Annotated in this window: 23 protein-coding genes and 1 tRNA gene; 4 read left to right on the top strand and 20 right to left on the bottom strand. The window is 65.8% G+C overall.

The features are described from left to right. Positions 1 to 9: 9 nt before the first annotated feature. Positions 10 to 1,020 (top strand): aldo/keto reductase, encoded by a 1,011-nt coding sequence (locus ACXJJ9_RS01265; protein ID WP_457095475.1) that lies wholly within the window; start codon positions 10 to 12, stop codon positions 1,018 to 1,020. Between the two features lie 203 nt (positions 1,021 to 1,223). On the opposite strand, the gene ACXJJ9_RS01260 is transcribed toward ACXJJ9_RS01265, so the two are convergent. Next, positions 1,224 to 2,111 carry a LysR family transcriptional regulator gene (locus ACXJJ9_RS01260; protein WP_457095474.1) on the bottom strand — a complete coding sequence of 296 codons (888 nt, stop codon included), beginning with the start codon at positions 2,109 to 2,111 and terminating at the stop codon, positions 1,224 to 1,226. 106 nt (positions 2,112 to 2,217) lie between these two features. On the opposite strand from ACXJJ9_RS01260, the gene ACXJJ9_RS01255 reads away from it, so the two are divergent. From ACXJJ9_RS01255 to ACXJJ9_RS01245, 3 genes are all read left to right on the top strand, one after another. Then, complete coding sequence (locus ACXJJ9_RS01255) at positions 2,218 to 2,964, top strand: SDR family oxidoreductase (protein WP_457095473.1); 747 nt, start codon at positions 2,218 to 2,220, stop codon at positions 2,962 to 2,964. Between the two features lie 46 nt (positions 2,965 to 3,010). Then, positions 3,011 to 3,910 carry an SDR family oxidoreductase gene (locus tag ACXJJ9_RS01250; protein ID WP_457095472.1) on the top strand — a complete coding sequence of 300 codons (900 nt, stop codon included), beginning with the start codon at positions 3,011 to 3,013 and terminating at the stop codon, positions 3,908 to 3,910. 326 nt (positions 3,911 to 4,236) lie between these two features. After that, a complete protein-coding gene (locus ACXJJ9_RS01245) occupies positions 4,237 to 4,869 on the top strand; it encodes a class I SAM-dependent methyltransferase (protein WP_457095471.1) in 633 nt (210 codons plus the stop codon). A 517-nt stretch (positions 4,870 to 5,386) separates the two neighbouring features. Here the strand turns inward: ACXJJ9_RS01245 and ACXJJ9_RS01240 are convergent. The 19 genes from ACXJJ9_RS01240 to aspS form a co-directional block, all read right to left on the bottom strand. Further along, positions 5,387 to 5,462 (bottom strand) — tRNA-Lys (locus tag ACXJJ9_RS01240). Positions 5,463 to 5,561: 99 nt separating this feature from the next. After that, positions 5,562 to 6,257 carry a 7-cyano-7-deazaguanine synthase QueC gene (gene queC, locus ACXJJ9_RS01235; protein ID WP_310050958.1) on the bottom strand — a complete coding sequence of 232 codons (696 nt, stop codon included), beginning with the start codon at positions 6,255 to 6,257 and terminating at the stop codon, positions 5,562 to 5,564. Positions 6,258 to 6,305: 48 nt separating this feature from the next. Then, the gene (queE, locus tag ACXJJ9_RS01230) at positions 6,306 to 6,992 is read right to left on the bottom strand and encodes a 7-carboxy-7-deazaguanine synthase QueE (protein WP_310050955.1); all 687 of its coding nucleotides are present in this window, start codon (positions 6,990 to 6,992) and stop codon (positions 6,306 to 6,308) included. 59 nt (positions 6,993 to 7,051) lie between these two features. Further along, positions 7,052 to 7,852, bottom strand: coding sequence for a tol-pal system protein YbgF (gene ybgF, locus ACXJJ9_RS01225; protein WP_457095470.1), 801 nt, complete (start codon positions 7,850 to 7,852; stop codon positions 7,052 to 7,054). 88 nt (positions 7,853 to 7,940) lie between these two features. Beyond that, positions 7,941 to 8,456, bottom strand: coding sequence for a peptidoglycan-associated lipoprotein Pal (gene pal, locus ACXJJ9_RS01220; protein ID WP_310050950.1), 516 nt, complete (start codon positions 8,454 to 8,456; stop codon positions 7,941 to 7,943). A 192-nt stretch (positions 8,457 to 8,648) separates the two neighbouring features. Next, the gene (tolB, locus tag ACXJJ9_RS01215; RefSeq protein WP_457095469.1) at positions 8,649 to 9,965 is read right to left on the bottom strand and encodes a Tol-Pal system beta propeller repeat protein TolB; all 1,317 of its coding nucleotides are present in this window, start codon (positions 9,963 to 9,965) and stop codon (positions 8,649 to 8,651) included. 140 nt (positions 9,966 to 10,105) lie between these two features. After that, positions 10,106 to 11,023, bottom strand: coding sequence for a cell envelope integrity protein TolA (locus tag ACXJJ9_RS01210; RefSeq protein WP_457095468.1), 918 nt, complete (start codon positions 11,021 to 11,023; stop codon positions 10,106 to 10,108). Next, entirely contained in the window at positions 11,020 to 11,463 is a 444-nt protein-coding gene (gene tolR, locus ACXJJ9_RS01205; protein WP_457095467.1) for a protein TolR, read from the bottom strand. Before tolR ends, ACXJJ9_RS01210 begins: the two co-directional genes overlap by 4 nt. Positions 11,464 to 11,609: 146 nt before the next feature. After that, positions 11,610 to 12,407: a protein TolQ gene (gene tolQ, locus ACXJJ9_RS01200; RefSeq protein WP_457095466.1), complete on the bottom strand. Its 798-nt coding sequence runs from the start codon at positions 12,405 to 12,407 to the stop codon at positions 11,610 to 11,612. Further along, positions 12,404 to 12,811, bottom strand: coding sequence for a tol-pal system-associated acyl-CoA thioesterase (gene ybgC, locus ACXJJ9_RS01195; RefSeq protein WP_457095465.1), 408 nt, complete (start codon positions 12,809 to 12,811; stop codon positions 12,404 to 12,406). Before ybgC ends, tolQ begins: the two co-directional genes overlap by 4 nt. A 152-nt stretch (positions 12,812 to 12,963) precedes the next feature. Beyond that, positions 12,964 to 14,007: a Holliday junction branch migration DNA helicase RuvB gene (ruvB, locus tag ACXJJ9_RS01190; protein ID WP_310050937.1), complete on the bottom strand. Its 1,044-nt coding sequence runs from the start codon at positions 14,005 to 14,007 to the stop codon at positions 12,964 to 12,966. A 100-nt stretch (positions 14,008 to 14,107) separates the two neighbouring features. Next, on the bottom strand, positions 14,108 to 15,952 hold the full coding sequence (locus tag ACXJJ9_RS01185; RefSeq protein WP_457096134.1) for a potassium transporter Kup: 1,845 nt from the start codon (positions 15,950 to 15,952) through the stop codon (positions 14,108 to 14,110). Positions 15,953 to 16,064: 112 nt separating this feature from the next. After that, positions 16,065 to 16,655 carry a Holliday junction branch migration protein RuvA gene (ruvA, locus tag ACXJJ9_RS01180; protein WP_457095464.1) on the bottom strand — a complete coding sequence of 197 codons (591 nt, stop codon included), beginning with the start codon at positions 16,653 to 16,655 and terminating at the stop codon, positions 16,065 to 16,067. 141 nt (positions 16,656 to 16,796) lie between these two features. Next, positions 16,797 to 17,318: a crossover junction endodeoxyribonuclease RuvC gene (ruvC, locus tag ACXJJ9_RS01175; RefSeq protein ID WP_457095463.1), complete on the bottom strand. Its 522-nt coding sequence runs from the start codon at positions 17,316 to 17,318 to the stop codon at positions 16,797 to 16,799. 17 nt (positions 17,319 to 17,335) lie between these two features. Further along, positions 17,336 to 18,067, bottom strand: a complete 732-nt coding sequence (locus ACXJJ9_RS01170) for a YebC/PmpR family DNA-binding transcriptional regulator (protein WP_457095462.1) — start codon at positions 18,065 to 18,067, stop codon at positions 17,336 to 17,338. A 90-nt stretch (positions 18,068 to 18,157) separates the two neighbouring features. Then, positions 18,158 to 18,778: an esterase/lipase family protein gene (locus ACXJJ9_RS01165; protein ID WP_457095461.1), complete on the bottom strand. Its 621-nt coding sequence runs from the start codon at positions 18,776 to 18,778 to the stop codon at positions 18,158 to 18,160. A gap of 58 nt (positions 18,779 to 18,836) precedes the next feature. Beyond that, the gene (locus tag ACXJJ9_RS01160) at positions 18,837 to 19,352 is read right to left on the bottom strand and encodes an N-acetyltransferase family protein (protein ID WP_457095460.1); all 516 of its coding nucleotides are present in this window, start codon (positions 19,350 to 19,352) and stop codon (positions 18,837 to 18,839) included. Positions 19,353 to 19,354: 2 nt separating this feature from the next. Beyond that, positions 19,355 to 19,639 carry a DNA primase gene (locus ACXJJ9_RS01155; protein ID WP_457095459.1) on the bottom strand — a complete coding sequence of 95 codons (285 nt, stop codon included), beginning with the start codon at positions 19,637 to 19,639 and terminating at the stop codon, positions 19,355 to 19,357. Positions 19,640 to 19,644: 5 nt separating this feature from the next. Next, positions 19,645 to 21,420, bottom strand: a complete 1,776-nt coding sequence (gene aspS, locus ACXJJ9_RS01150; RefSeq protein ID WP_457095458.1) for an aspartate--tRNA ligase — start codon at positions 21,418 to 21,420, stop codon at positions 19,645 to 19,647. Positions 21,421 to 21,501: the final 81 nt, after the last annotated feature.

The following is a 21,501-nucleotide window of genomic DNA, read 5'->3' as shown; positions in this document are numbered from 1 at the left end:
GATCAAGCCATGGCACTCAAAGATCTCCTTCCCGGCAAGCTCGGATTCGGTACTGCCCCTCTGGGCAACATGTTCCGCGACATCCCCGAATCCGAGGCGCGTGCGACGGTGGAGGCCGCGTGGAACGACGGGATCCGCTACTTCGACAATGCGCCTTTCTATGGCGCGGGCCTGGCCGAGATCCGCATGGGCGAGGCGCTCGCCGCGCGCCCTCGCCAGGACTACGTCATCAGCACCAAGGTGGGCCGCGTCGTCCTGGACGAGGTGGAGGACGTGAGTGCGCGCGACCTCGGCGAGAAGGGTGATGTCTTTAAATACGGGCGCCCGAACAAGATCGTCAACGACTACTCCGAAGACGCGACGCTACGCTCGATCGATGACAGCCTTAAACGCCTGAAGACGGACAGGATCGAGATCATCTGGGTCCACGACGTTGCCCAGGACTTTTATGGCGACGAATGGCTTGGCGTATTCGAGGGTGCGCGCAAGGGCGCGTTCCGGACTCTGGACCGTCTGCGCGACGAAGGCGTCATCAAGGCCTGGGGGCTTGGCGTCAATCGGGTGGAGCCGATCGAATTGCTGATGGATCTTGAAGGACCGCGCCCCGACGGATTCCTGCTCGCCGGGCGCTACACTCTGCTGGACCATGCGCGTGCGCTGCAACGCGTGATGCCGCAGGTAGCCGCGCGCGGCCTGGGCATCGTGGTGGGCGGTCCCTACAGTTCGGGAGCGCTGGTCGGCGGGCCCAACTTCGAATACGCGCCGGCCAAGCCGGAGATCCTCGCCAAGGTCGCCCAGATCAAGTCCACCGCGGATCGTTACGGCATCAGCATGAAGGCCGCCGGGTTGCAATTCGCACTCGCGCATCCGGCGGTAGCAGCCGTGATTCCCGGAGCCAGCAAGCCGGAGCGCATTGCAGAGGATCGCGCCGCACTGGAGGCGGAGGTGCCGCCCGACTTTTGGCGCGATCTGCGCGACGCAAAACTTGTGGATCCCGCGGCGCCATTACCGATCGCGTAGTCGCCGCTGGCTGCGGTGATCCGCCAATCGCCCCGCCGACTGCTTCGCCAGCGGCTGCTTCTGGCCGATAGCAGACATCTGGACGTATCCGGCCGCCTGAGCCGACGGGGCTGTCTTAACGGCCGCTATGGGCCAGAAGCGGTCATTCGTGCAAGGGACGGACACCTCGCAATATCTGACGCAAATCAGCGCGCCGTACAAATTCAGGTAGAGAAGGCGCCGGTCGCCCAGTCTATGAATACACGCAAGCGAGGCGATGGCAGGCGAGTGCGTGGATAGACGATGTTGACCGGGCTTGGTACTGGCGGAAACTCCTCAAGCAGGGGTATCAATTGCCCGCTCGAGAAATATGGCTCCAGCCGATAGCGTGGAGCCTGGATGATTCCGAAGCCAGCCAGCGCCGCCCCAAGGTAAGACTCCGCTCCGCCAACCCGTACCCGTGTCGGTAGGTTGATGTGGCGAACAAGTCCTTGCTGTTGGAATTCCAACGGCAGCAGCGCACCGATGGATGTCGATTTGAACCCCACCATCAGGTGCCCGTCCTGCATGTGGTCCGGGTCCTTCGGTATCCCGTGGCCTTCGCAATATCCAGGCGACGCAGCTGTAGCTTCGGGCAGCATCGCCAGGCGGCGCGCGATCAGATCGCTATCACGGAGTTCGCCCACGCGCACAGCACAGTCGACGCCTTCCCCCACGAGGTCGATGTAACGATCCCCCTCGCTCACATCCAGCTCGATGTCGGGGTACATCGACAGGAACTCGGGAAGACGCGGAAACAACAGGTGACGCGCGAGTACGCCGTGCATGTCGATGCGCAGCGCTCCCTTGGGATGCACGTTGCTGAAAGCGCTCTCGGCATCCTCCAGATCGGCTATCAGGCGCAGGCTGCGTCCATAAAAGGCTTCGCCCTCCAACGTGGGCGTGACCTGGCGCGTGGTCCGCTGCAGCAGGCGCACACCCAATCTGGATTCCAGCGCCTTGACGGCATCGGTCACGGTCGCCCGGGGGAGGTTCAGGTCATCGGCTGCCCGCGTGAAGCTGCGACGCTCCACGATCCGCACGAAGACCCGCATGGCATCAAAACGATCCATTGTTCGGATATCCGAATAGTGTTCGCGGAATATGCCTAATTATCCGGCATTCGGGAATGACTACCTTGTCCTCACGCCAATTTCGGCGGATCACCGAGGCATCCCCATGAACACCCAATCCAATCCCCGTTCAGTGGCGATCGTCACCGGTGCCTCCCGAGGCATCGGCGCCGCCATTGCCGAACGCCTGGCCAAGGACGGCCATGCCGTAGCCGTCAATTACGCCGGCAATCGCCGGGAGGCCGATCAGGTCTTCGAGCGCATTGCCGCCGCCGGTGGCGAGGCAATCGCCCTGCAGGCCGACGTGTCCGATCCGGCCGCCGTGCAACGCCTTTTCGAAGCGGTCGAATCGCGCTTCGGTGGCGTCGATGTGCTGGTCAACAACGCCGGCATCATGAAGCTGGCGCCGCTGGCCGACAGCGACGATGCACTGTTCGACAGCCAGGTCGCGATCAACCTGAAGGGCACCTTCAACACAGTGCGCCAGGCCGCGCGCCGGCTGCGCGACGGCGGCCGCATCGTCAACCTGTCCACCAGCGTGGTCGGCCTGAAGCTGGAGACCTACGGCGTCTATGCCGCGACCAAGGCGGCGGTGGAAACCCTGACCGCCGTCCTGTCCAAGGAACTGCGTGGACGCTCGATCACCGTCAACGCCGTGGCCCCAGGCCCGACGGCCACCGACCTGTTCCTCAACGGCAAGTCGCCCGAGTTGATCGATCGTATGGCGAAGATGAACCCGCTGGAGCGCCTCGGCACGCCGGGCGATATCGCGAACGTTGTCGCCTTCCTCGCCGGCGCCGACGGGGGCTGGATCAACGGCCAGGTGCTGCGCGCCAACGGCGGCATGGTCTGAGCAGCCGTCCGGGCGCCCCATTGATTTCGAATTTAGGAGAACCGCAATGAGCAAGATCATCCTGATCACCGGTGCTTCCAGCGGCTTCGGTCGCCTGACCGCCGAAGCGCTGGCCCGCGCGGGCCATACCGTCTACGCCTCCATGCGCAAGACCACCGGTCGCAACGCGCCGGTTGTCGGGCAGATGGCCGCCTTCTCGAAAGCGAACGGCGCAGACCTGCGCACCGTGGAAATGGACGTGCAGTCGCAGGATTCCGTGGATGCCGCGGTGGCCAGGGTCATCGACGATGCCGGCCGCATCGACGTGCTGGTGCATAACGCCGGGCACATGGTGTTTGGTCCGGCGGAAGCCTTCACCCCCGAACAGTATGCGCAGCTGTACGACGTCAACGTGCTGAGCACGCAGCGCGTCAATCGTGCCGTGCTGCCGCATCTGCGCAGGCAGCGCGAGGGCCTGCTGGTGTGGGTGTCCAGCAGTAGTTCGGCCGGCGGTACGCCGCCATACCTGGCACCGTATTTCGGTGCGAAGGCGGCGATGGACGCGATCGCCGTGCAGTACGCACGCGAGTTGTCGCGCTGGGGCATCGAGACTTCGATCATCGTGCCTGGCGCGTTCACCAGCGGCACCAACCACTTCGCTCATGCCGGCACGCCCGCCGATGAGGCGCGTGCAGCCGAGTACGAGGCGGGCCCCTATCCAGGTTTTGCCGAACAGGTGCAAACGGCATTCGCCGAGATCGTGCCACCCGATGCCGACGTCAACCTGGTCGCCGATGCCATCGTCAAGCTCGTGGACGCGCCGTTCGGCGAGCGGCCGTTCCGGGTGCACGTCGACCCCGCGCAGGACGGCGCGGATGTCGGCTTCGCCGTCCTGGACCGCCTGCGCGCCGAGATGCTGCACCGCGTTGGCCTGTCAAAGCTGCTGAAGCCCCAAGCCAGGGCATAAGCAATGTGCTCGATCGCGATCGGGGATCCGGTCGCGATCAGGTTCCCGTCGGCAATTGCCATTCCTCGTATCCGGAACCGAATGTCCGCTCCGGGTCGAAAGCTGTCATTGACAGCGGCTGCTACCGGCCATTAGCGATCAGTGGCGGACTAGTATGGGAACGACAGGTTTAGAGGTTCCGCCATGCCCGACTCCATCGTCTTGCCCGCCGACCTCGAAGAAGTCAAGGGAAGGCTTCAATCGGTCCTTGATGCTCAAGGGGAGGACACGATCGCCCCCTCGCACACCGCACGCTCGTCGAATGCCCAACCGTAACGGAGATCCCGATGTACGACCAATCCAAGCTATCCGAGTTGATCAGGTTCGCAGGAGTCGATGCGGGCTCCACCGTTATCGACGTTTACCCAGGCGACGGCGACTGGACCCGTCTGTTCTCCGACATCGTGGGACCCGAAGGACGGGTCTACAGCTTCGTGCCGGCCGAAGTCGCCCACTTCAAAAACGATCCGGTCGGCCGCATGCGGATGCTTGCGAAGGAGCCGGGCCGAGAGAACGTCGAAGCCGTCTCGGCGGACCTCGTGGCGATGCCGGAGGTTACGCAGCCAGCGGATGTCCTGTGGTTGCACCTGTTCTACCACGATCTCCACACCGAGCTGATGCAGGCCAGGGGCGCGACGGCGGCCCACTTCAATCGAGCCGTCTACGAGCGGTTGAAGCCCGATGGGTCCTACGTCATCGTTGACCACGCCGCCGCCGTCGGGGCAGGCACGAGCGTCGCCCAGTCGCTGCATCGGATTGAGCCTGCATCCGTTCGCGAGGAGGTGGAGGCGGCCGGCTTCGTGCTGGACGCGGAAAGCATACTGCTCGCGAAAAAGGACGATCTGCACTCGATCAAGGTGTTCGATCCCTCAATCAAGGGCGGGACCGATCGCTTCGTCTATCGGTTCGTGAAGCCCTGACCGGTCCCGGCGCCGACTTCGCGTCAACCTCCCCAATGGGCGCAAACAAGCCCAAACATCGAGGCAACCCTGCTTGCCGCCGCGACGTCGGCTTTGGATGGGCTCGTTTGGCGGGTCCACGCGACGATGGCGGCGAAGGCCGCTGAACCTTCATAGCGACGCGATCAGAGCCATGCGGCACACGCATTTGCGCGTAATCGAGGCTCATACATGATCTCTGGCATTTCCCGGTTACGCTGCCACCTATCCGTACGCGACATGCCAGATGTCAGTCGACCTGGGATATCTATGCGGGAGAACGCGCCAATTGCACTGTCAAAAAGTGCGCGCGAAAAGTTGGTCATCGCTACGACGGCAAGGGCGGAATGATCACTACCGTCTACGCAATCAAGTTGCGCTAAACCGCAAGAGGCGAGCGTGCGGCCGTGCACTGCAAAGATCTTTTCTCAAACGAGCGTTTGGATTTATTTTTCAGGAGCTTCGCGCGCGAAAAATCGCCGTAACTAGCTGATTTATTTGGTGGGTCGTGACGGATTCGAACCGTCGACCAGCGGATTAAAAGTCCGATGCTCTACCGACTGAGCTAACGACCCACGTGTTGCAGAACGGCTTCTTCGCCGCATCCCGGCCTTGCGCCGGGGTGCGCATTCTAGCGCAGGCCCGCGCTTTCCTGCAGGGCCCGATGCGCCGCTTCAGGCATAGCGGGTGGGATCGGCGACGCCGGCCGCGGCGAAGCCTTCGGCGCGCAGGCGGCAGGCGTCGCAGTGGCCGCAGGCACGGCCTTCGGCGTCGGCCTGGTAGCACGACACGGTTTCGCTGAAATCCACGCCCAGGCGCAGGCCTTCACGCACGATGTCGGCCTTGCTCAGGAACTGCAGCGGCGCATGCACGCGGATGCCCGCGCCTTCGACGCCCGCCTTGGTCGCGAGGTTGGCCAGGCTCTGGAATGCGGCGATGAATTCGGGGCGGCAATCGGGATAACCCGAGTAATCCACGGCGTTCACGCCGCAGAAGATGTCGCTGGCACCCAGCACTTCGGCCCAGCCCAGCGCCATCGACAGCATGATCGTGTTGCGTGCCGGGACATAGGTGACGGGAATGGCGTCCTTGGCCGCGGCGGCGCCGATGGCATGGCCATCGACGTCGGTGGGCACGGCGATGTCGTCGGTCAGCGCGGAGCCGCCGATGCTGCGCAGGTCGACGTTGACGGTCTTGTGCGCCACCGCGCCCAAGGTGCGCGACACGCGATCGGCCGCATCGAGCTCGGATGTGTGGCGCTGGCCGTAACGCACGCTCAGCGCGTGCACGGCGAAGCCCTGTTCGCGTGCCATGGCGATGACGACTGCGGAGTCCATGCCTCCGGAAACGAGGACGACGGCTTTTTTCATGGCGTGCTGGCGGAAGTGGATTCGTTGGCCAGGAATGTCCGATGCGGCCTACCGCCCGCGTTCGTCATTCCACAGGAGCTTGTGCAACTGCATCTGGAAGCGTACCGGCAGGCGATCGGCGACGATCCAGTCGGCCAGTTCGCGCGGCGTCACTTGTGCATAGCTCGGCGAGAACAGCACGTCACAGATCCCGGCCAGGCGGTGCTCGGCGACGATCGCCTTGGCCCAGTCGTAGTCCTCGCGCGAGCAGATCACGAACTTGACCTGGTCGTGCGGCGTCAGCAATGCCACGTTGGACCACAGGTTGCGATGCACTTCCAGCGAGCCGGGTGTCTTGATGTCGAGCACACGCGATACCCGCGGGTCGACCTCGGCGATGTCGATGGCACCGGAGGTTTCCAGCGATACCGCATGACCTGCATCGCACAGCTTCTGCAACAGCTGGATGCAGCGCTTCTGCGAGAGCGGCTCGCCGCCGGTGACACAGACGTGGCGGACGCCTTGCCTGGCGACTTCCGCGAGGATGGCGTCGATCGTCCACCACTCGCCGCCATGGAAGGCGTAGGCGGTATCGCAATACTGGCAGCGCAGCGGGCAACCGGTCAGGCGCACGAAGACGGTCGGCCAGCCCGCTTCGCGGGCCTCGCCCTGCAGCGAGAGGAAGATTTCGGTGATCTTGAGGCGTTCCGCGGAGGCAGCCGCCTCGCCGGGAATTTCGCTGACAACGGCGTTCATGCCGCCATTGTAACGTGCGGCCCCCGCGGCTCCGCCGGGAGCGGCCGGCCAGGTCGGCCTTACTTGTTGTTGCCGATCTGGCCCAGCTGGATGGCGTTCAGGCGATCGGCGGCGGTGCGGGCGGCGTCGGTGCCGGGATAGCGGCGGGTCACTTCGCCCAGCGTGCGTTCGGCGGCTTCGTACTGGCGCGCGCCGTATTGCGCGAGCCCGACCTTGAGCAGGGCGCCCGGGGCCTTGTCGTGGGTCGGATAGCGGTCCAGCAGCGACTGGAACTGTTCCTGCGCCAGCGGGTAGTTCTGGGTGACGTAATAGCTCTCGCCCAGCCAATAGAGGGCATTGGGGGTGTAGCTGCCGTTCGGGTACCGCTCGAGGAAATCCTGGAACAACCCGGCTGACTGCACATACTGGCCGGCCTTGAGGGCATTGAACGCGGCGTCGTAGGCGGCGCGTTCCTGGGCGACCGCGCCCTTGTCGCCATAGACGACAGGCGCCTTGTCCTGCACCGCGGGCGCCGTCGCCGCAGCGGCGGGCTTGGTGGAAGCGGCCGGCACGGCCGGTTTCGTCGCGACCGGCGCCGGCGCTTCGAGCCGGTTGAGACGGTCGTCGAGGTCGAGGTACTGCGCTTTCGACGTGGACTGCAGTTGCTGGTTCTGCTGCTGCAGCTCTTCCACCTGCGACCGCAGCGCCTGCACTTCCGAGCGCAACTGGGTGAGCTGGTTCAGCAGGTCGACATTGCCCTGGTTGTTGTTGGCGCGGGCTTCGAGTGCAGCCACCCGGTCCGCCAGGCTTGCACGCTGGGCGACGGCGGGAGCCGAGGCGAGGCATGCAGCGAGCAACAGAAATAGGAGTCTGGGACGCATGGAGTATTTGACCGGAGGAAACGGGAAAGTTCAGGTCTCGCCGCAACCCTCCCCCGTGCTGGGGGAGGGCGCGAGAGCCTGTCGGCCCTTACTTCGCGGTGTAGACGATCTCGACGCGGCGGTTCTTGGCCCAGCAGTCTTCGGTCGAATCGGTGCAGGTCGGGCGTTCCTCGCCGTAGCTGACGACGTTGACCTGGCTGCCGGAACCGCCATTGGCCTGGATGGCCGACGAGACGGCATTGCCGCGGCGTTCGCCCAGGCCCTGGTTGTATTCACGGCTGCCACGCTCGTCGGCGTTGCCTTCCAGGTTCATGCGCGAGGACGGACGGTCGCGCAGGTACTTGGCGTGGCAGGCGACGATGGCCTGGAATTCCGGACGCAGCGCGTCCTGGTCGAAATCGAAGTAGACGACGCGCTGGCGCAGGCAGGCATCGGTGTCGAGGTCTTCGGGACCGAAACCGGTCTTTGCGACCGGGGGCGGGGTGACCGGCGGCTGTTCGACAGGAGTGGGTTCGACCGGCGGAACTTCCTTCACTTTCTTCGAGCAGGCAACGGCCGTGGCGCACAGGAGTGCGGCAACAAGAATGCGGGTGGTGCTGTTCATCGGGTTTCCTCGTCTATGAGCTTTGGAGCGGGTGTGCGGGAGATGTCTCGAGCATCCGGGAGGGATTTGAAACGATGCTGCATTAGCCTACCAGTCAACATGAACAGGGGAGCGTGACCGGTGTTGCGGGGTCGCGTTTGCGTCCGGGCGGGCGCAGCGGCCCAATCTTTCAACAGCTTTTCGGGCAAAGGATTACCTGCGAATGCGGTACGGCCCCCAGGCCGGCTCGCGCACGTCGCCATCGGCCAGCACCAGGCGCTGGCGCACGCGGCCATCGGAGGAAACGGCATAGAGCACGTCGCGGTGTCCCTCGCGTGCGGCGTAGAGGATCATCATTCCGTTCGGGGCGAAGCTGGGCGATTCGTCCAGCGAGCCCGGCGAGAGGTTCGTCCACGAGCCACCGACACTGCGGTCCATTATCGCGATGCGATAGCCGCCCCCGCTCTGCTGCGTGGTGGCCAGTTTCTTGCCATCGCTGGAGACGGTCGGGTCGGCGTTGTAGCTGCCCTGGAAGGTGACGCGCGTGGCACCGCCACCGGAAGCCGGCGCCTGGTAGATCTGCGGCTTGCCGCCGCGGTCCGAGGTGAAGTACAGGGTGCTGCCATCTGCGCTCCACACCGCCGAGGTATCGATCGCGAAATGGTTGGTGACCTGGGTCAGCGCGCGGCTGCCGAGGTCCATCACGTAGATCTCCGGATTGCCGCCCTTCGAAAGCGTCAGCGCCAGCTTGCGGCCGTCCGGGGAGAACGACGGTGCGCCGTTGATGCCGCGGAACTTGGCGATGACTTCGCGCGCGCCCGACGCAATCGTCTGCAGGTAGATCGACGAGTTGCCGCCCTCATAGCTGACGTAGGCGAGCTTGCCGCCATCGGGACTCCACGACGGCGACAGCAGCGGCTCGGCGGAGCGCACCACGGTCTGCGGGTTGTAGCCGTCGCTGTCGGCGATCATCAGTGCGTAGCGCGACGCCTTGCCGGTGCCGGTTGCGGTGACGTAGGCGATGCGGGTGAAGAAGGCACCACGGATGCCGGTGACCTTCTCGTACACGGCATCGGCGATCTGGTGGCCGACGTCGCGCATGGCGTTGGCGCGTGCGCTCAGGGCGAATCCAAGCAGGCGTTCCTGGCGGGCGACATCGAACAGTTCGTATTCGATGCGATAACCACCATCACCGGCATCGAGCACGCGGCCAACCAGGATGTAGTCCTGGTTGAGTGCGGCCCAGGTCGGGAAGTTGATCTCGCTGCCGCGCGAGGGGCGCTCGACGATGTCCTTGTCGGCGAGGCTGCGGAAGGAACCGGAGCGGTTGAGGTCCGATGCCACGACCTTGGCGACGTCGGTGTCCAGAGCCGGGCCCTGCATCGGGATCACGGCGATCGGCGCGGCCGAGGCGTTACCGCCGACGATGTCGATCTCCAGGCCTTGTTGCGCGCTGGCGGCGAAGGGAAGCAGGAGGGCGAGGAGCACGGCCAGCCAGCGCGTCGAGGAATAGGGCGTGGATCGATTCATCAGCGCTCCAGGGCGTGGGAAAAACGGGGCTTGCGAGCGGTCCGCGCTGCGGCCCGATTCAGTTTCATCATTCTTAACAACAGTTTGGTTAACGCCACCTCAAGCAGGGGTTGAGAGGCCTGAACCGGCAAAAACCGCAATCAGCGATCTTCGGCGCGGAAATTCAGGTTGACGTTACGCGAAAAGACTTCTTCGAAGCCGGCGTAGGGCAGCGGTTGTGCCTTCAGTACCGCCGCCTCGATCGAGCGGCGGCCCTGTTCGTCGTAGGCGCAGGGCGAGGTGACTTCGACCCCGATCACCTGGCCGCCGGGCAGCTGGCGGATGCTCAGGCGGCAGGTCGCCCCCAGCGGCACGCTGTCCGGACGGGTCCATTTGGCCAGGATCGCCGCTTGCAGCGCGGCGGAGTACCGGGCGTGCAGGCCATTGTCGCTGCCCTGGGCACCGCTCACCTGCGCATCCGTGGGCGCCGCGGCTTCGGCCGCGTTGCGTGCGCGGGCGTCGGCGAGTTGTGCCAGCTTCTGTTCGGCCAGGTCTGCTTCGTGCGAAGCCGCGGCGCGGCGACGGCGGATGTCTTCCAGCTGCTTCTGCCGCTGGATCTCCATCTCGGTCAGCTTCTGCTTGCGCTGCACGTCCTGCTGGCGCTCCAGTTCGGTCAGGTCGACCTGCTCCTGGCGCTGCTTCGCTTCCTGGACCTTCTTTTCCTCCGTCGGCGTCGGCGTCGGCTGCTCGGTGACGGCTTCCTGGTTGACCTCGTCGGGAACCGGAATGAAATCCTGCGCCTCGGGCTGCGGTTCGACCGGCTCGGGTACGGGCTCGGGCAGTGGTTCGGGCTCGGGCACGACCTCCTCCACCGGCCGCTCAGGCTTGCGTTCCAGCGTGCGGCGCATCGCCGCCGACAGCTGGCTCGCGTCCATGAGCTCGGCGGAAATCGCGCCGGCCGCCGCCGGTGTCGCGCTGCGCGTCCACCACAGGCCGAGGAACAGCACGGCGAACAGCGCCAGGTGCAGCAGCACGGCGAAAACGAAAGCCTGCGCGGTGTCGGCGCGGGTTTCCTTCATTTACGGCCGGCCTGCTTCGGGTCGCTCATCAGGCCGATCTTCCTGACGTTGGCGCGCTGGAGCAGCTCCATCACGTTCATCACGTCCTGGTACTTTCCCTGGCCCTGTGCCGCGACGAAGATCGACGCTTCCTTGTTCTGGCCAACGATGGCGCGGATGCGCGCTTCCAGGGCCTGCGCCGTCACCGCCTCGTTCTTGCCCGCCTTCACCGCCAGCGCGTACGTGCCGTCGGGATATACGCTGACCACGATCGGGTCTTCCTTGGCGTTGACGGTCTTCGCATTGCTCTGTGGCAGGTCGACGTCCACGCCCAGCGTGAGCAGCGGCGCGGTGACCATGAAGATCACCAGCAGCACCAGCATCACGTCGATGTAGGGCACGACGTTGATCTCGGCCTTGAGCTTGCGCTTGCGATGGCGGCGCATGGAAAGGACGCTCATACGAATTTCCTGTTTGTCATTCCGATCAGCCGAAGGACCTGCCTGTTTAACGCATCGGCGGCCCTATTGGGGTTCACCATTCTCGGCCGCAGGCGCGGCCCAGGCATCGCCGCGCTTGCGGGCTGGTCGCGGGCCGGTTATTCGTCTTATTCGTCCGCGTGCGCCTGGCGCTGCAGGATCGAGGAGAACTCCTCGGCGAAGGCGTCGTAACGCACCGCCAGCCGCTCGACGCCGTTGGCGAAGCGGTTGTAGGCCCAGACCGCGGGAATCGCGACGAACAGGCCCATCGCGGTGGCGAGCAGCGCCTCGGAGATGCCCGGCGCCACGTCCTTGATGCCGACCTGGGCGCCGCTGGCGAGCAGGCCGTGCATGGTCACCATGATCCCGAACACGGTGCCGACCAGGCCGATGTACGGCGCGGTCGAACCGATGTTGGCGAGCAGCTCGAGGTTGTGTTCGAGTCCGTCGATCTCGCGCGAGCCGGTCGCACGCATCGCGCGCTGCGCGCCTTCCAGCTGCACGCGCGCATCGACCATGCGTGCGTCCGGCCCCTTGCGCTGGCGCAGCCGGCCGAACTCACGGAAACCAGCTTCGAAGATCGACTCCATGCCACCGCCAGGGCCGCGCCCTTGGGTCGCACCGGCGTAGAGCTTGGTGAGCTCGGCGCCGGACCAGAAACGTTCCTCGAAACGTTCGGCTTCCTTCTGCGCGCGGGAGATCACGCTGCGCTTGCGGAAGATGATCACCCACGAAACGATCGAGGCGACGATCAGCAGCGCCATGATCAGCTGCACCGGCAGGCTGGCATCCAGCACGAGGCGCACCAGGTCGAGGTTGGCGCTGGCCGCGGCCGTGCCGTCGGCAAGCGTCGCGGCCTGCACCGGTGCGTCTTCGGGCAGTGCTTCGACGGTGGCCTGGATCGCCATGAAAGTTGCGGGGGTCATGCGTCTGTCTCCACCAAAGCGTTCAATTCGTCGTACAGCGGTTGCGGAATCGGGGTCGGTCTGAAGTCCGTGCCCAGGGCGGCGACGCGGACCGTGGCGGTGAGCAGGCGCTCGCCGCCGCGGCGGATCTCCTGCCGGAAGATCACGCTGGCGCGACGGCACTCCTGCAATGCCGCGGTGACGTCGAGCGCGTCGTCCAGCCGTGCCGGCTTGAGGAAGTCGAGCTGCATCGCGCGCACCGCGAACAGAAGGCCGTGCTCGCTGCGCAGCAGTTCCTGCCCGTACCCCCGCGCGCGCATCCATTCGCTGCGCGCGCGTTCGAGGAAGGCCAGGTACTGCGCGTGATACACGACGCCGCCTGCGTCGGTATCTTCCCAGTAAATGCGGACGGGATGGCTGAACATGCGTTAAGAAAACCCCGGTACGGAAATCACGGAAAGCCGGCTGCGCGGCACGAAAGTCCGCCACGTCGCGCGCGAAACGCGGGATGGGTCATTGCGGGAACGGGCGGAGGACGCGGCACTGGAAATGCGCTCGTGCTCACACTCCGGCATCGTCATTCTTCGGTCTCGGCGCGTTCCGCGTACAGGTCGCTCGCCCCCGCCTTCGGCTTGAAGCCCATGTGCCGGTAGGCCTTGGAGGTGGCCATGCGGCCGCGTGCGGTACGCACGAGGTAGCCCTGCTGGATCAGGTAGGGCTCGATCACGTCCTCGAGCGTGCCGCGTTCCTCGCTCAGCGCCGCGGCCAGCGACTCCACGCCGACCGGGCCGCCATCGAAGGACTGGATGATCGTATTGAGCATGCGCCGGTCGAGGTCATCGAAGCCTTCCGGATCGACCTTGAGCATCTTCATCGCCGCATCCGCGACCTCGCGCGTGATCGCCCCGCTCGCCTTCACCTGCGCGTAATCGCGCACGCGGCGCAACAGGCGGTTGGCGATGCGCGGCGTGCCGCGCGAGCGCTTCGCGATCTCCGCCGCGCCTTCGGCATCGCAGTTGATGCCAAGGATCTGCGCCGAGCGGCGCACGATGCGGGTCAGTTCTTCCGCGCTGTAGAACTCCAGGCGCTGCACGATGCCGAAGCGGTCGCGCAGCGGCGCGGTCAGGAGGCCGGCGCGCGTGGTGGCGCCGATCAGGGTGAAGGGCGGCAGGTCGAGCTTGATCGACCGGGCCGCGGGGCCCTCGCCGATCATGATGTCGATCTGGTAGTCCTCCATCGCCGGATACAGCACTTCCTCCACGACGGGCGACAGGCGATGGATCTCGTCGATGAACAGCACGTCGTGCGGCTGCAGGTTGGTGAGCAGCGCCGCGAGGTCGCCCGCCTTCTCGATCACCGGACCGGAAGTCTGGCGCAGGTTGACGCCGAGCTCGTTGGCGATGACGTGGCTGAGGGTGGTCTTGCCCAGGCCTGGCGGACCGAAGATCAGGACGTGGTCGAGCGCTTCGCCGCGCTGCTTCGCCGCCTCGATGTAGATCTGCATCTGCTCCCGCACGGGTGCCTGGCCGAGGTACTCGTCCAGGCGCTTGGGGCGAATGGAGGCCTCGATGGCGTCTTCTTCGCGCGTGGCGGCAGGGGAAACGATGCGGGAGTCATCCATGCCGGCATTATGGTGCGCGCCGCGATGAAATCCACATGCGGCGCCCCCAAACGCGCCGCGGCGCGCGGGGAACGGCTGCGGCGGGCTGCTGATTAACCCCTCAGATCTCGACCTGGGCGCCCAGTTCCACCAGCCGGTTGCCGGGGATGCGGAAGAACCCGGTCGCCGAGGCCGCGTTGCGGTGCATGACCGCGAACAGCTTGTCGCGCCAGTACGGCATGCCGCGATGGCGGCTGGCGATCACGGTCTCGCGGCTGGCGAAATAGGTGGTTTCCATCGGATCGAAGTGGATGCCGCCCCTGTCGCAGCTGCGCATCAGCGCCAGCGGCACATCCGGGGTTTCCATGAAACCGAACTTGATGACCACGCGATAGAAGTCCGCGCCGCCGATCGAATCTATCTTGAGCCGCTTCTCCTTGGGCGCGTATGGCACGTTCATCGTGTCCACGGTGAGGAACACGTTGCGCTCGTGCAGCACCTTGTTGTGCTTGAGGTTGTGCAGCAGCGCGTGCGGCACCACGCCGGTCTGCGCGGTCATGAAGATGGCCGTGCCCGGCACGCGCACCGGCGGCGCCAGCATCAGGCCGGGCAGGAAGGTATCGATCTGGATGCCTTCCTTGCGGATCTCGGCGTGCAGCAGCTCGCGGCCGCGGCGCCAGGTACGCAGCACGGTGAATGCGATGATGGCCAACACCACCGGCACCCACGCGCCATCGAAGAACTTCACGCCATTCGCGATCAGGAAGGCGATCTCCACGACGGCGAACAGCACGCACAGCGGCAGTACCCAGCGGCGCGCCTTGGGCCACATCGTGCGCGCGACCAGCGCCAGCAGAAGGGTGTCGATCAGCATCGTGCCGGACACCGATACGCCGTACGCCGATGCCAGCGCCGTGGACGTGCGGAAGGCCAGCACCAGCGCGATCACCAGCACCATCAGCGTCCAGTTGATGCCGGGAATGTAGATCTGGCCGATGGTGTCCTTCGACGTGTGCGTGATCGCCATGCGCGGGATGTACCCCAGCTGCATCGCCTGGCGCGCCACCGAATACGCGCCGGTGATCACCGCCTGCGACGCGATCACCGCGGCAGCGGTGGCCAGCCCGATCATCGGCACCATGGCCCAGTCGGGAACACCGATATAGAACGGGTTCTTGACGGCGGAGGGATCGGCCAGGACCAGCGCACCCTGGCCGAGGTAGTTCAGCATCAGCGCCGGCAGCACGAAGAAATACCAGGCGTAACGGATCGGCTTGGCCCCGAAGTGGCCCATGTCGGCGTACAGCGCCTCGCCGCCGGTCACCGCCAGCACCACGGCACCCAGGATGAAGATGCCGTGCCAACCGTGCTCGATGAAGAAGCGCACGGACCACGACGGATTGAAGGCCTGCAGCACTTCCGGGTTGTGACCGATGTTGAACAGGCCCAACGCCGCCAGCGAGGCGAACCACAGGGCCGTGATGGGGCCGAAGACCTTGCCGACCTTCTCCGTCCCGAAGCGCTGGGTCATGAACAAGGCCAGCAGGATCAGTACCGCCAGCGGCACGATCCAGGTATGCAGTTTCGGCGCGGCAACCTCGATGCCTTCGAGCGCGGACAACACGGACACCGCCGGCGTGATCACGCCGTCGCCGAAGAACAGCGACGCGCCGAAGATGCCCAGGATGCCGACCGCGTAGGCCGAGCGCGAGCCTTTCGGCAACGTGCGCTGGGCCAGCGCCATCAGCGCCATGATGCCGCCCTCGCCTTCGTTGTCGGCGCGCATGATGATGCTCACGTACTTCAGCGTCACCACGATCACCAGCGCCCAGAACACCAGCGACAGCACCCCCAGAACGGTGGCGTGATCCGGCGTCAGGCCGTAGTGCGGGATGAAGGCTTCCTTGATCGTGTACAGCGGGCTGGTGCCGATGTCCCCGAACACGACGCCGATCGCGCCAACCATGAGCCCGAACAGGCCCACGTTGCCATGGCCGTTGTGGCCATGCGCGTGGGTATTGGCGTTGCTGGAACTGGCCATGGGCCTTCCTGGATCTGTGACGCGAAGCAGCGGGGCGTCAGCGAAGCGCGGACTTTAGCGCTTTGCGGATGATGGTGGCGGCGTCATCGCCGACAGTGACCGCGGCGGCGGCCATGCGGGAGGCTTCGGCGGGCTTGTAACCCAGCTGCTGCAGGGCGATGACGGCTTCGGATTGCGGATCTCCCGGCGCGCCGGAGGCGTTCAGGGTCGCGCCCACGCCGGCGAGGGCGGCGGCGCGGTCGCGCAGTTCGACGACCATGCGCTCGGCGGTCTTCTTGCCGATGCCGGGAATGCGCGTCAGCGCGGTGACGTCGCCGGCCTGCACCAGGCGCGCGAATTCGTCGACGCTCACGCCCGACAGCACGGCCAGGGCGATCTTCGCGCCGATGCCGGTGACCTTCTGCACGTCGCGGAACAGGCGGCGCTCGCCCTCGCGCAGGAAGCCGTACAGCGAAACGCTGTCTTCCTTCTGCGCGTAGTGGGTGAACAGCGAGACTTCGCGGCCCATTTCGGGCAGGTCGTAGAACGTGCTCATCGGCGCCTCGAGCTCGTAACCGACGCCGTTGACGTCTACAACAAGCCACGGTGGCTGCTTGTGCACGATGATGCCTTTCAGGCGCCCAATCATGACCGCCCTCCGGCCCGCGAGCACAGCTCGCGGGCGTTCAACGGCGCGCGAGCCAGTGGCTCGCAAGCGCGCCGCTTCACCCAGGGCGGCTGCTTGTGCACGAGGATGCCTTTCAAACGACCGATCATTTACGTCCCCACGTCATTTCCGACCCCAGGCCTGTTTGGTACTGACGCCCAGCCGCTGCGCGGTCGAGCGCACGTGTGCATGCGTGATCGCCACGGCGAGTGCGTCGGCGGCGTCGGCCTGCAGCTTGCCCTGCAGGCTCAGCATCACACCGACCATGTGCTGGACCTGCGACTTGTCCGCACCGCCCTGCCCGACCACGGCCAGCTTGATTTCCTTGGCCGCGTATTCGTGCACCGGCAGGTCGCGCAGCACCGCCGCGCACAGCGCCGCGCCGCGCGCCTGGCCCAGCTTCAGTGCCGAGTCGGGATTCTTGGCCATGAAGACCTTCTCGATCGCCACTTCATCGGGCTTGTAGGTCTCGATGATGTCGGCGAGGCCATCCAGCAGGCGCTTGAGGCGCTGCGGGAATTCGCCCTCGCCGAGCAGCAGCAAGGGCGCATGGAACACATGCCGGGCGCGCCCGGTGCTGTCGGCATCAATGATGCCGACACCGGTGCGCTGCGAGCCGGGGTCGATGCCTAGGATTCTGGTCACGAAGTCAGCGTACGCCCTCAGGCGTAGGCATCCTCGCCGAGATCGGCGTTGGAATACACGTTCTGCACGTCGTCCATGTCTTCCAGCCAGCGCAGCAGCTTGGCTACCTGTTGCGCGGTGTCGCCGCTGACGGCGATGTCGTTGTCGGCGCGCAGGGTGACTTCGGCGAGGTCGGGCACCAGGCCCGCTTTCTCCATGGCTGCCTTCACTTCGGCGAAGGCATCGGGCGCGGTGATGACGTCGATCGCGCCGTCTTCCGGATACACGACGATGTCGTCGGCGCCGGCTTCGATCGCCGCCTCGGTGATTTTTTCTTCATCCGCGCCCGGCGCGTACGACAGCACGCCCAGCTTCCTGAACATGAAGGCGACCGAGCCGTCGGTGCCGAGGTTGCCGCCGAACTTGCCGAAGGCGTGGCGCACGTCGGCCACGGTGCGCACCTTGTTGTCGGTCAGGCAGTCGACGATCACGGCCACGCCACCGGGGGCGTAGCCCTCGTAGCGGATTTCCTCGTAGACGACGCCTTCGAGTTCGCCGGTGGCCTTCTTGATCGCGCGCTCGATCACGTCCTTGGACATGTTGACCGACAGCGCCTTGTCCACGGCCGTACGCAGGCGTGGATTGCCCGACGGATCGCCGCCACCGGCGCGTGCCGCGACGCTGATCTCGCGGATGATCTTGGTGAAGATCTTGCCGCGCTGCGCGTCGACCGCATTCTTGCGGGCCTCGATGGAAGGGCCTCTACCCATGGATGTTCCGTGCCGTGCCTTGTGACGAAGGCGGCAATTTTAGCGCGCCGCACGACTCCCCGTGGCGGTTCCCGCGGAGGGCCGCCGGTTTCATTGCAGCTCCGGCCGGAACCGGCCCTGGCGGAAGAAGTGGATGGCCAGCCGTGCGGCTTCGGCCGAAAATAGCATGCCGCTGTGGCTGGCGGCGATGACGGCGTGGTCGGCCAGGCCCGGCAAGCGGGTTTCGGCCACGGCGACGGAGCCGTCGTGCTCGCCGTCGAACCCGCCAAAGACGTGCCCCAGTCCGCGTGGCAGCGTGCCGGCGATGACCCCGACCTCCGGATGCCCATCCCACTGATCGAAGCCGCGTTCGAGCAGGTCGGCGGCGAGCCCGAGCGTGGCCGCGGTCCACGGACGCTGGCGCATGCCATGCACCGCGCCGCTCCCGCGCAGCGGGGAGCCTAGGCAGACCACGCGATGTACCGGCAGCGCCGGGTGATCGTGCAGCGCCTGCAGGGCGACCAGGCCGCCCAGGCTGTGCGCGAGCACATGCGTGGGGCCGCGCGCGAGGATTTCAGCCAGGTGCGCGCTGGCGTCTTCCGGCCCGCGGGTGACGCCGTGGTAGGCGAAGACCCCGCAGTCGAAGCCGGCCTCGCGCAACCGCGCCGCCTGCCAGGCCATGACGGCACCGGGCATCCAGATGCCGTGGATGAGGACTACGTGTTGGGCCATGTCAGCCGCGAAGGTAAAGCGATGCCGTGCGCGGTGCCACCACCGCGCGCGAGGCGCATCACGCCCGTGCCTTGCGCCGGTAGATGAATTCGTGGTCGCGCTGCTGGCCGACGATGAACTCGTACTCGCCCGCCTTCTCGAAGCCGTAGCGGCCGTAGAAGCGCTGCGCACCGTAGTTTTCGGACCACACGCTGATCCACAGCGTGCGCGGACCGTCACGCTCGAGCCAGGCCTGGGCCTCTTCGAACAACTTCGCGCCGATGCCGCCGCCCTGTGCCTTCCCGCTTATGTAGAGACGCTTGAGTTCGCCGTCTTCGGGTCGGGCATCTTCATGCGGCAGGCCACAGGGACCCGCCAGCGCATAACCCAGCGGCTCGTCGCCTTCCACCGCCAGCCAGATCGCGTACAACGGGCTGGCCAGCAGCTTGGCGTAGGCATCGACCGAATGCGACTCGTCGAGGAATGCCTGTAGGTCTTCCTGCGAATACAGGTGAGCGAAGGCGTCGATGAACGTGCGCGCGCCCAGCTCCGCGAGCACGGCGGCGTCGGTGGACTGGGCGCGGAGGATCAGCATGCTCAGGCGTCTTCTTCTTCTTCGTACTCTTCGTCTTCCTCGTCCGACTCTTCGTCGTCCGATTCTTCCCCTTCGCCCTCTTCGTACTCGTAGTCGTCCTCGCCAAAGTCCTCGCCGTCCCAACGGCCTTCGCCGTCCGGAACGAAAGTCAGGGCCATCGCGTTGGGCGCGCTGCCCACGCGCACCAGCCAACCGCCGAACACGCGGGCGCGTTCGGTCAACAGGCCGGCGTCGGTGCCTTCATTGGCCAGTTTTTCCCACTGCAGGGCAAATGCGGTCTCGGTCATTCCAGTTATTCCTTTGAAGAAGCCTTGGGCCGAATGGCGACGTGCACTTCGGCCAGCTGCGCATCCGGCACCGGCGACGGTGCGCCGGTCATCAGGCACTGCGCGGTCGTGGTCTTCGGGAACGCGATGACGTCGCGGATCGATTCGGTGCCGGCCATCAGCGCGGCGATGCGGTCGATGCCGAAGGCGATGCCGCCGTGCGGCGGCGCGCCGTACTTGAGCGCGTCGAGCAGGAAGCCGAACTTGCCTTCCGCCTCTTCCGCACCGATGCCGAGCAGCTCGAACACCGCGCTCTGCATCTTCGAATTGTGGATGCGGATCGAACCGCCGCCGATCTCGTTGCCGTTGAGCACCATGTCGTAACCGCGCGACACCGCGGTCCGGGCGTTCGCGCGCAGGTCCTCGATCGAATCAACCGCGGGCGCGGTGAACGGGTGATGCAGGGCGACGTAACGCTTTTCCTCGTCGTCCCACTCGAACATCGGGAAGTCGGTGACCCACAGCGGGGCCCAACCATTGGCGACCAGGTTGAAGTCCTTGCCTGCCTTCAGGCGCACCGCGCCCATGAAGTCGCTGACCTTGTTGTAGGCGCCGGCGCCGAAGAACACGATGTCGCCGTTGCCGGCGCCGACGTGCCCGAGTAGTGCGGCGAAGGCGTCTTCGCTGAAGAACTTGGCGACCGGCGAATTCACCGCGCCGGTTTCGTCGATCTTGGCGTAGGCCAGGCCCTTGGCGCCGAACTTGGCCGCGTGCGCGGCGTATTCGTCGATCTGCTTGCGCGACAGCGCGGCGCCACCGGGGATGCGCAGCGCGGCGACGCGACCATCCGGATCGTTGGCAGCCGCGGTGAACACGGCGAACTCGCTGGCCTTCACCAGCTCGGCGACGTCGACAAGTTCCAACGCGATGCGCAGATCGGGCTTGTCGGAACCGTAGCGGCGCATGGCTTCGGCATAGGTCATGCGCGGGAACTGCGCGGCGAGTTCGACGTCCATCACTTCGCGGAACACGAAGCGGATCATGTCCTCCACCGTGTCCTGCACGTCGCGTTCGCTGACCCACGCGAATTCCATGTCGAGCTGGGTGAACTCGAGCTGGCGATCGGCGCGCAGCGCCTCGTCGCGGAAGCAGCGCGCGATCTGGTAGTAGCGGTCGAAGCCCGCCATCATCAGGATCTGCTTGAACAGCTGCGGCGATTGCGGCAGCGCGTAGAACTCGCCCGGGTGCATGCGCGCCGGAACGAGGAAGTCACGCGCGCCTTCCGGCGTGGCCTTGGTCAGGATCGGGGTTTCCAGGTCCTGGAAGCCGCGCTCGTCGAGATAGCGGCGCAGCGCAGCCACCAGCCTGGTGCGGGTGCGCATCTTGCGCTGCATGTCCGGCGTGCGCAGGTCGAGGTAGCGGTACTTGAGGCGGATGTCCTCGCCCGGATTCTCGTGGGCATGGAACGGGAGCGGCTCGGCCTTGTTGAGCAGTTCGATCTTGGTCGCGACGATTTCGACCTGGCCGGTGCGGATCTTGTCGTTGACGCTCTGGCGCTTGCGGACCACGCCGGTGACACGCAGGCAGTCCTCGTACCCCACATGAGCGGCGGCTGAGAGAACCTCGGCGTTGCCCGGAATGTTGCTGTCGGGTTCAGCGACGATCTGCACGATGCCTTCATGGTCGCGAAGATCGATGAAGCACAGGCCGCCGAGGTTGCGGGCGACATCGGCCCAGCCGCAAAGCGTGACGGTCTGGCCGACCAGGGCCTCATCGATGAGGCCGCAGAAGTGGGTACGCATGGAAACTCCGGGAGGTACATTCGATCCGGCCTGGGCCGGAAGCTTCTTGCAACGGCCGCGCCTCGGCGCGGCCCCGGCCGT

Source organism: Lysobacter sp. P5_B9, assembly GCF_054049835.1.
Note: the sequence above shows the minus strand (reverse complement) of the source record. Positions and strands in the feature narration are given on the sequence as shown.

Coding starts and splice junctions, on each gene's coding strand:
- queC (WP_310050958.1), bottom strand. CDS start 6,257: ATGAAAAAAGCCGTCGTCCTCGTTTCCGGAGGCATGGACTCCGCAGTC.
- ACXJJ9_RS01185 (WP_457096134.1), bottom strand. CDS start 15,952: ATGGTTGGCGCGATCGGCGTCGTGTTCGGGGACATCGGCACCAGCCCG.
- ACXJJ9_RS01170 (WP_457095462.1), bottom strand. CDS start 18,067: ATGGGTAGAGGCCCTTCCATCGAGGCCCGCAAGAATGCGGTCGACGCG.
- ybgC (WP_457095465.1), bottom strand. CDS start 12,811: ATGTTCAGCCATCCCGTCCGCATTTACTGGGAAGATACCGACGCAGGC.
- ACXJJ9_RS01260 (WP_457095474.1), bottom strand. CDS start 2,111: ATGGATCGTTTTGATGCCATGCGGGTCTTCGTGCGGATCGTGGAGCGT.
- tolQ (WP_457095466.1), bottom strand. CDS start 12,407: ATGACCCCCGCAACTTTCATGGCGATCCAGGCCACCGTCGAAGCACTG.
- tolB (WP_457095469.1), bottom strand. CDS start 9,965: ATGAATCGATCCACGCCCTATTCCTCGACGCGCTGGCTGGCCGTGCTC.
- ACXJJ9_RS01160 (WP_457095460.1), bottom strand. CDS start 19,352: ATGCTGATCCTCCGCGCCCAGTCCACCGACGCCGCCGTGCTCGCGGAG.
- ruvB (WP_310050937.1), bottom strand. CDS start 14,007: ATGGATGACTCCCGCATCGTTTCCCCTGCCGCCACGCGCGAAGAAGAC.
- aspS (WP_457095458.1), bottom strand. CDS start 21,420: ATGCGTACCCACTTCTGCGGCCTCATCGATGAGGCCCTGGTCGGCCAG.
- ACXJJ9_RS01165 (WP_457095461.1), bottom strand. CDS start 18,778: ATGGCCCAACACGTAGTCCTCATCCACGGCATCTGGATGCCCGGTGCC.
- ACXJJ9_RS01245 (WP_457095471.1), top strand. CDS start 4,237: ATGTACGACCAATCCAAGCTATCCGAGTTGATCAGGTTCGCAGGAGTC.
- queE (WP_310050955.1), bottom strand. CDS start 6,992: ATGAACGCCGTTGTCAGCGAAATTCCCGGCGAGGCGGCTGCCTCCGCG.
- ruvA (WP_457095464.1), bottom strand. CDS start 16,655: ATGATTGGGCGCCTGAAAGGCATCATCGTGCACAAGCAGCCACCGTGG.
- ybgF (WP_457095470.1), bottom strand. CDS start 7,852: ATGCGTCCCAGACTCCTATTTCTGTTGCTCGCTGCATGCCTCGCCTCG.
- ACXJJ9_RS01210 (WP_457095468.1), bottom strand. CDS start 11,023: ATGAAGGAAACCCGCGCCGACACCGCGCAGGCTTTCGTTTTCGCCGTG.
- ACXJJ9_RS01155 (WP_457095459.1), bottom strand. CDS start 19,639: ATGACCGAGACCGCATTTGCCCTGCAGTGGGAAAAACTGGCCAATGAA.
- ACXJJ9_RS01265 (WP_457095475.1), top strand. CDS start 10: ATGGCACTCAAAGATCTCCTTCCCGGCAAGCTCGGATTCGGTACTGCC.
- ACXJJ9_RS01255 (WP_457095473.1), top strand. CDS start 2,218: ATGAACACCCAATCCAATCCCCGTTCAGTGGCGATCGTCACCGGTGCC.
- pal (WP_310050950.1), bottom strand. CDS start 8,456: ATGAACAGCACCACCCGCATTCTTGTTGCCGCACTCCTGTGCGCCACG.
- tolR (WP_457095467.1), bottom strand. CDS start 11,463: ATGAGCGTCCTTTCCATGCGCCGCCATCGCAAGCGCAAGCTCAAGGCC.
- ACXJJ9_RS01250 (WP_457095472.1), top strand. CDS start 3,011: ATGAGCAAGATCATCCTGATCACCGGTGCTTCCAGCGGCTTCGGTCGC.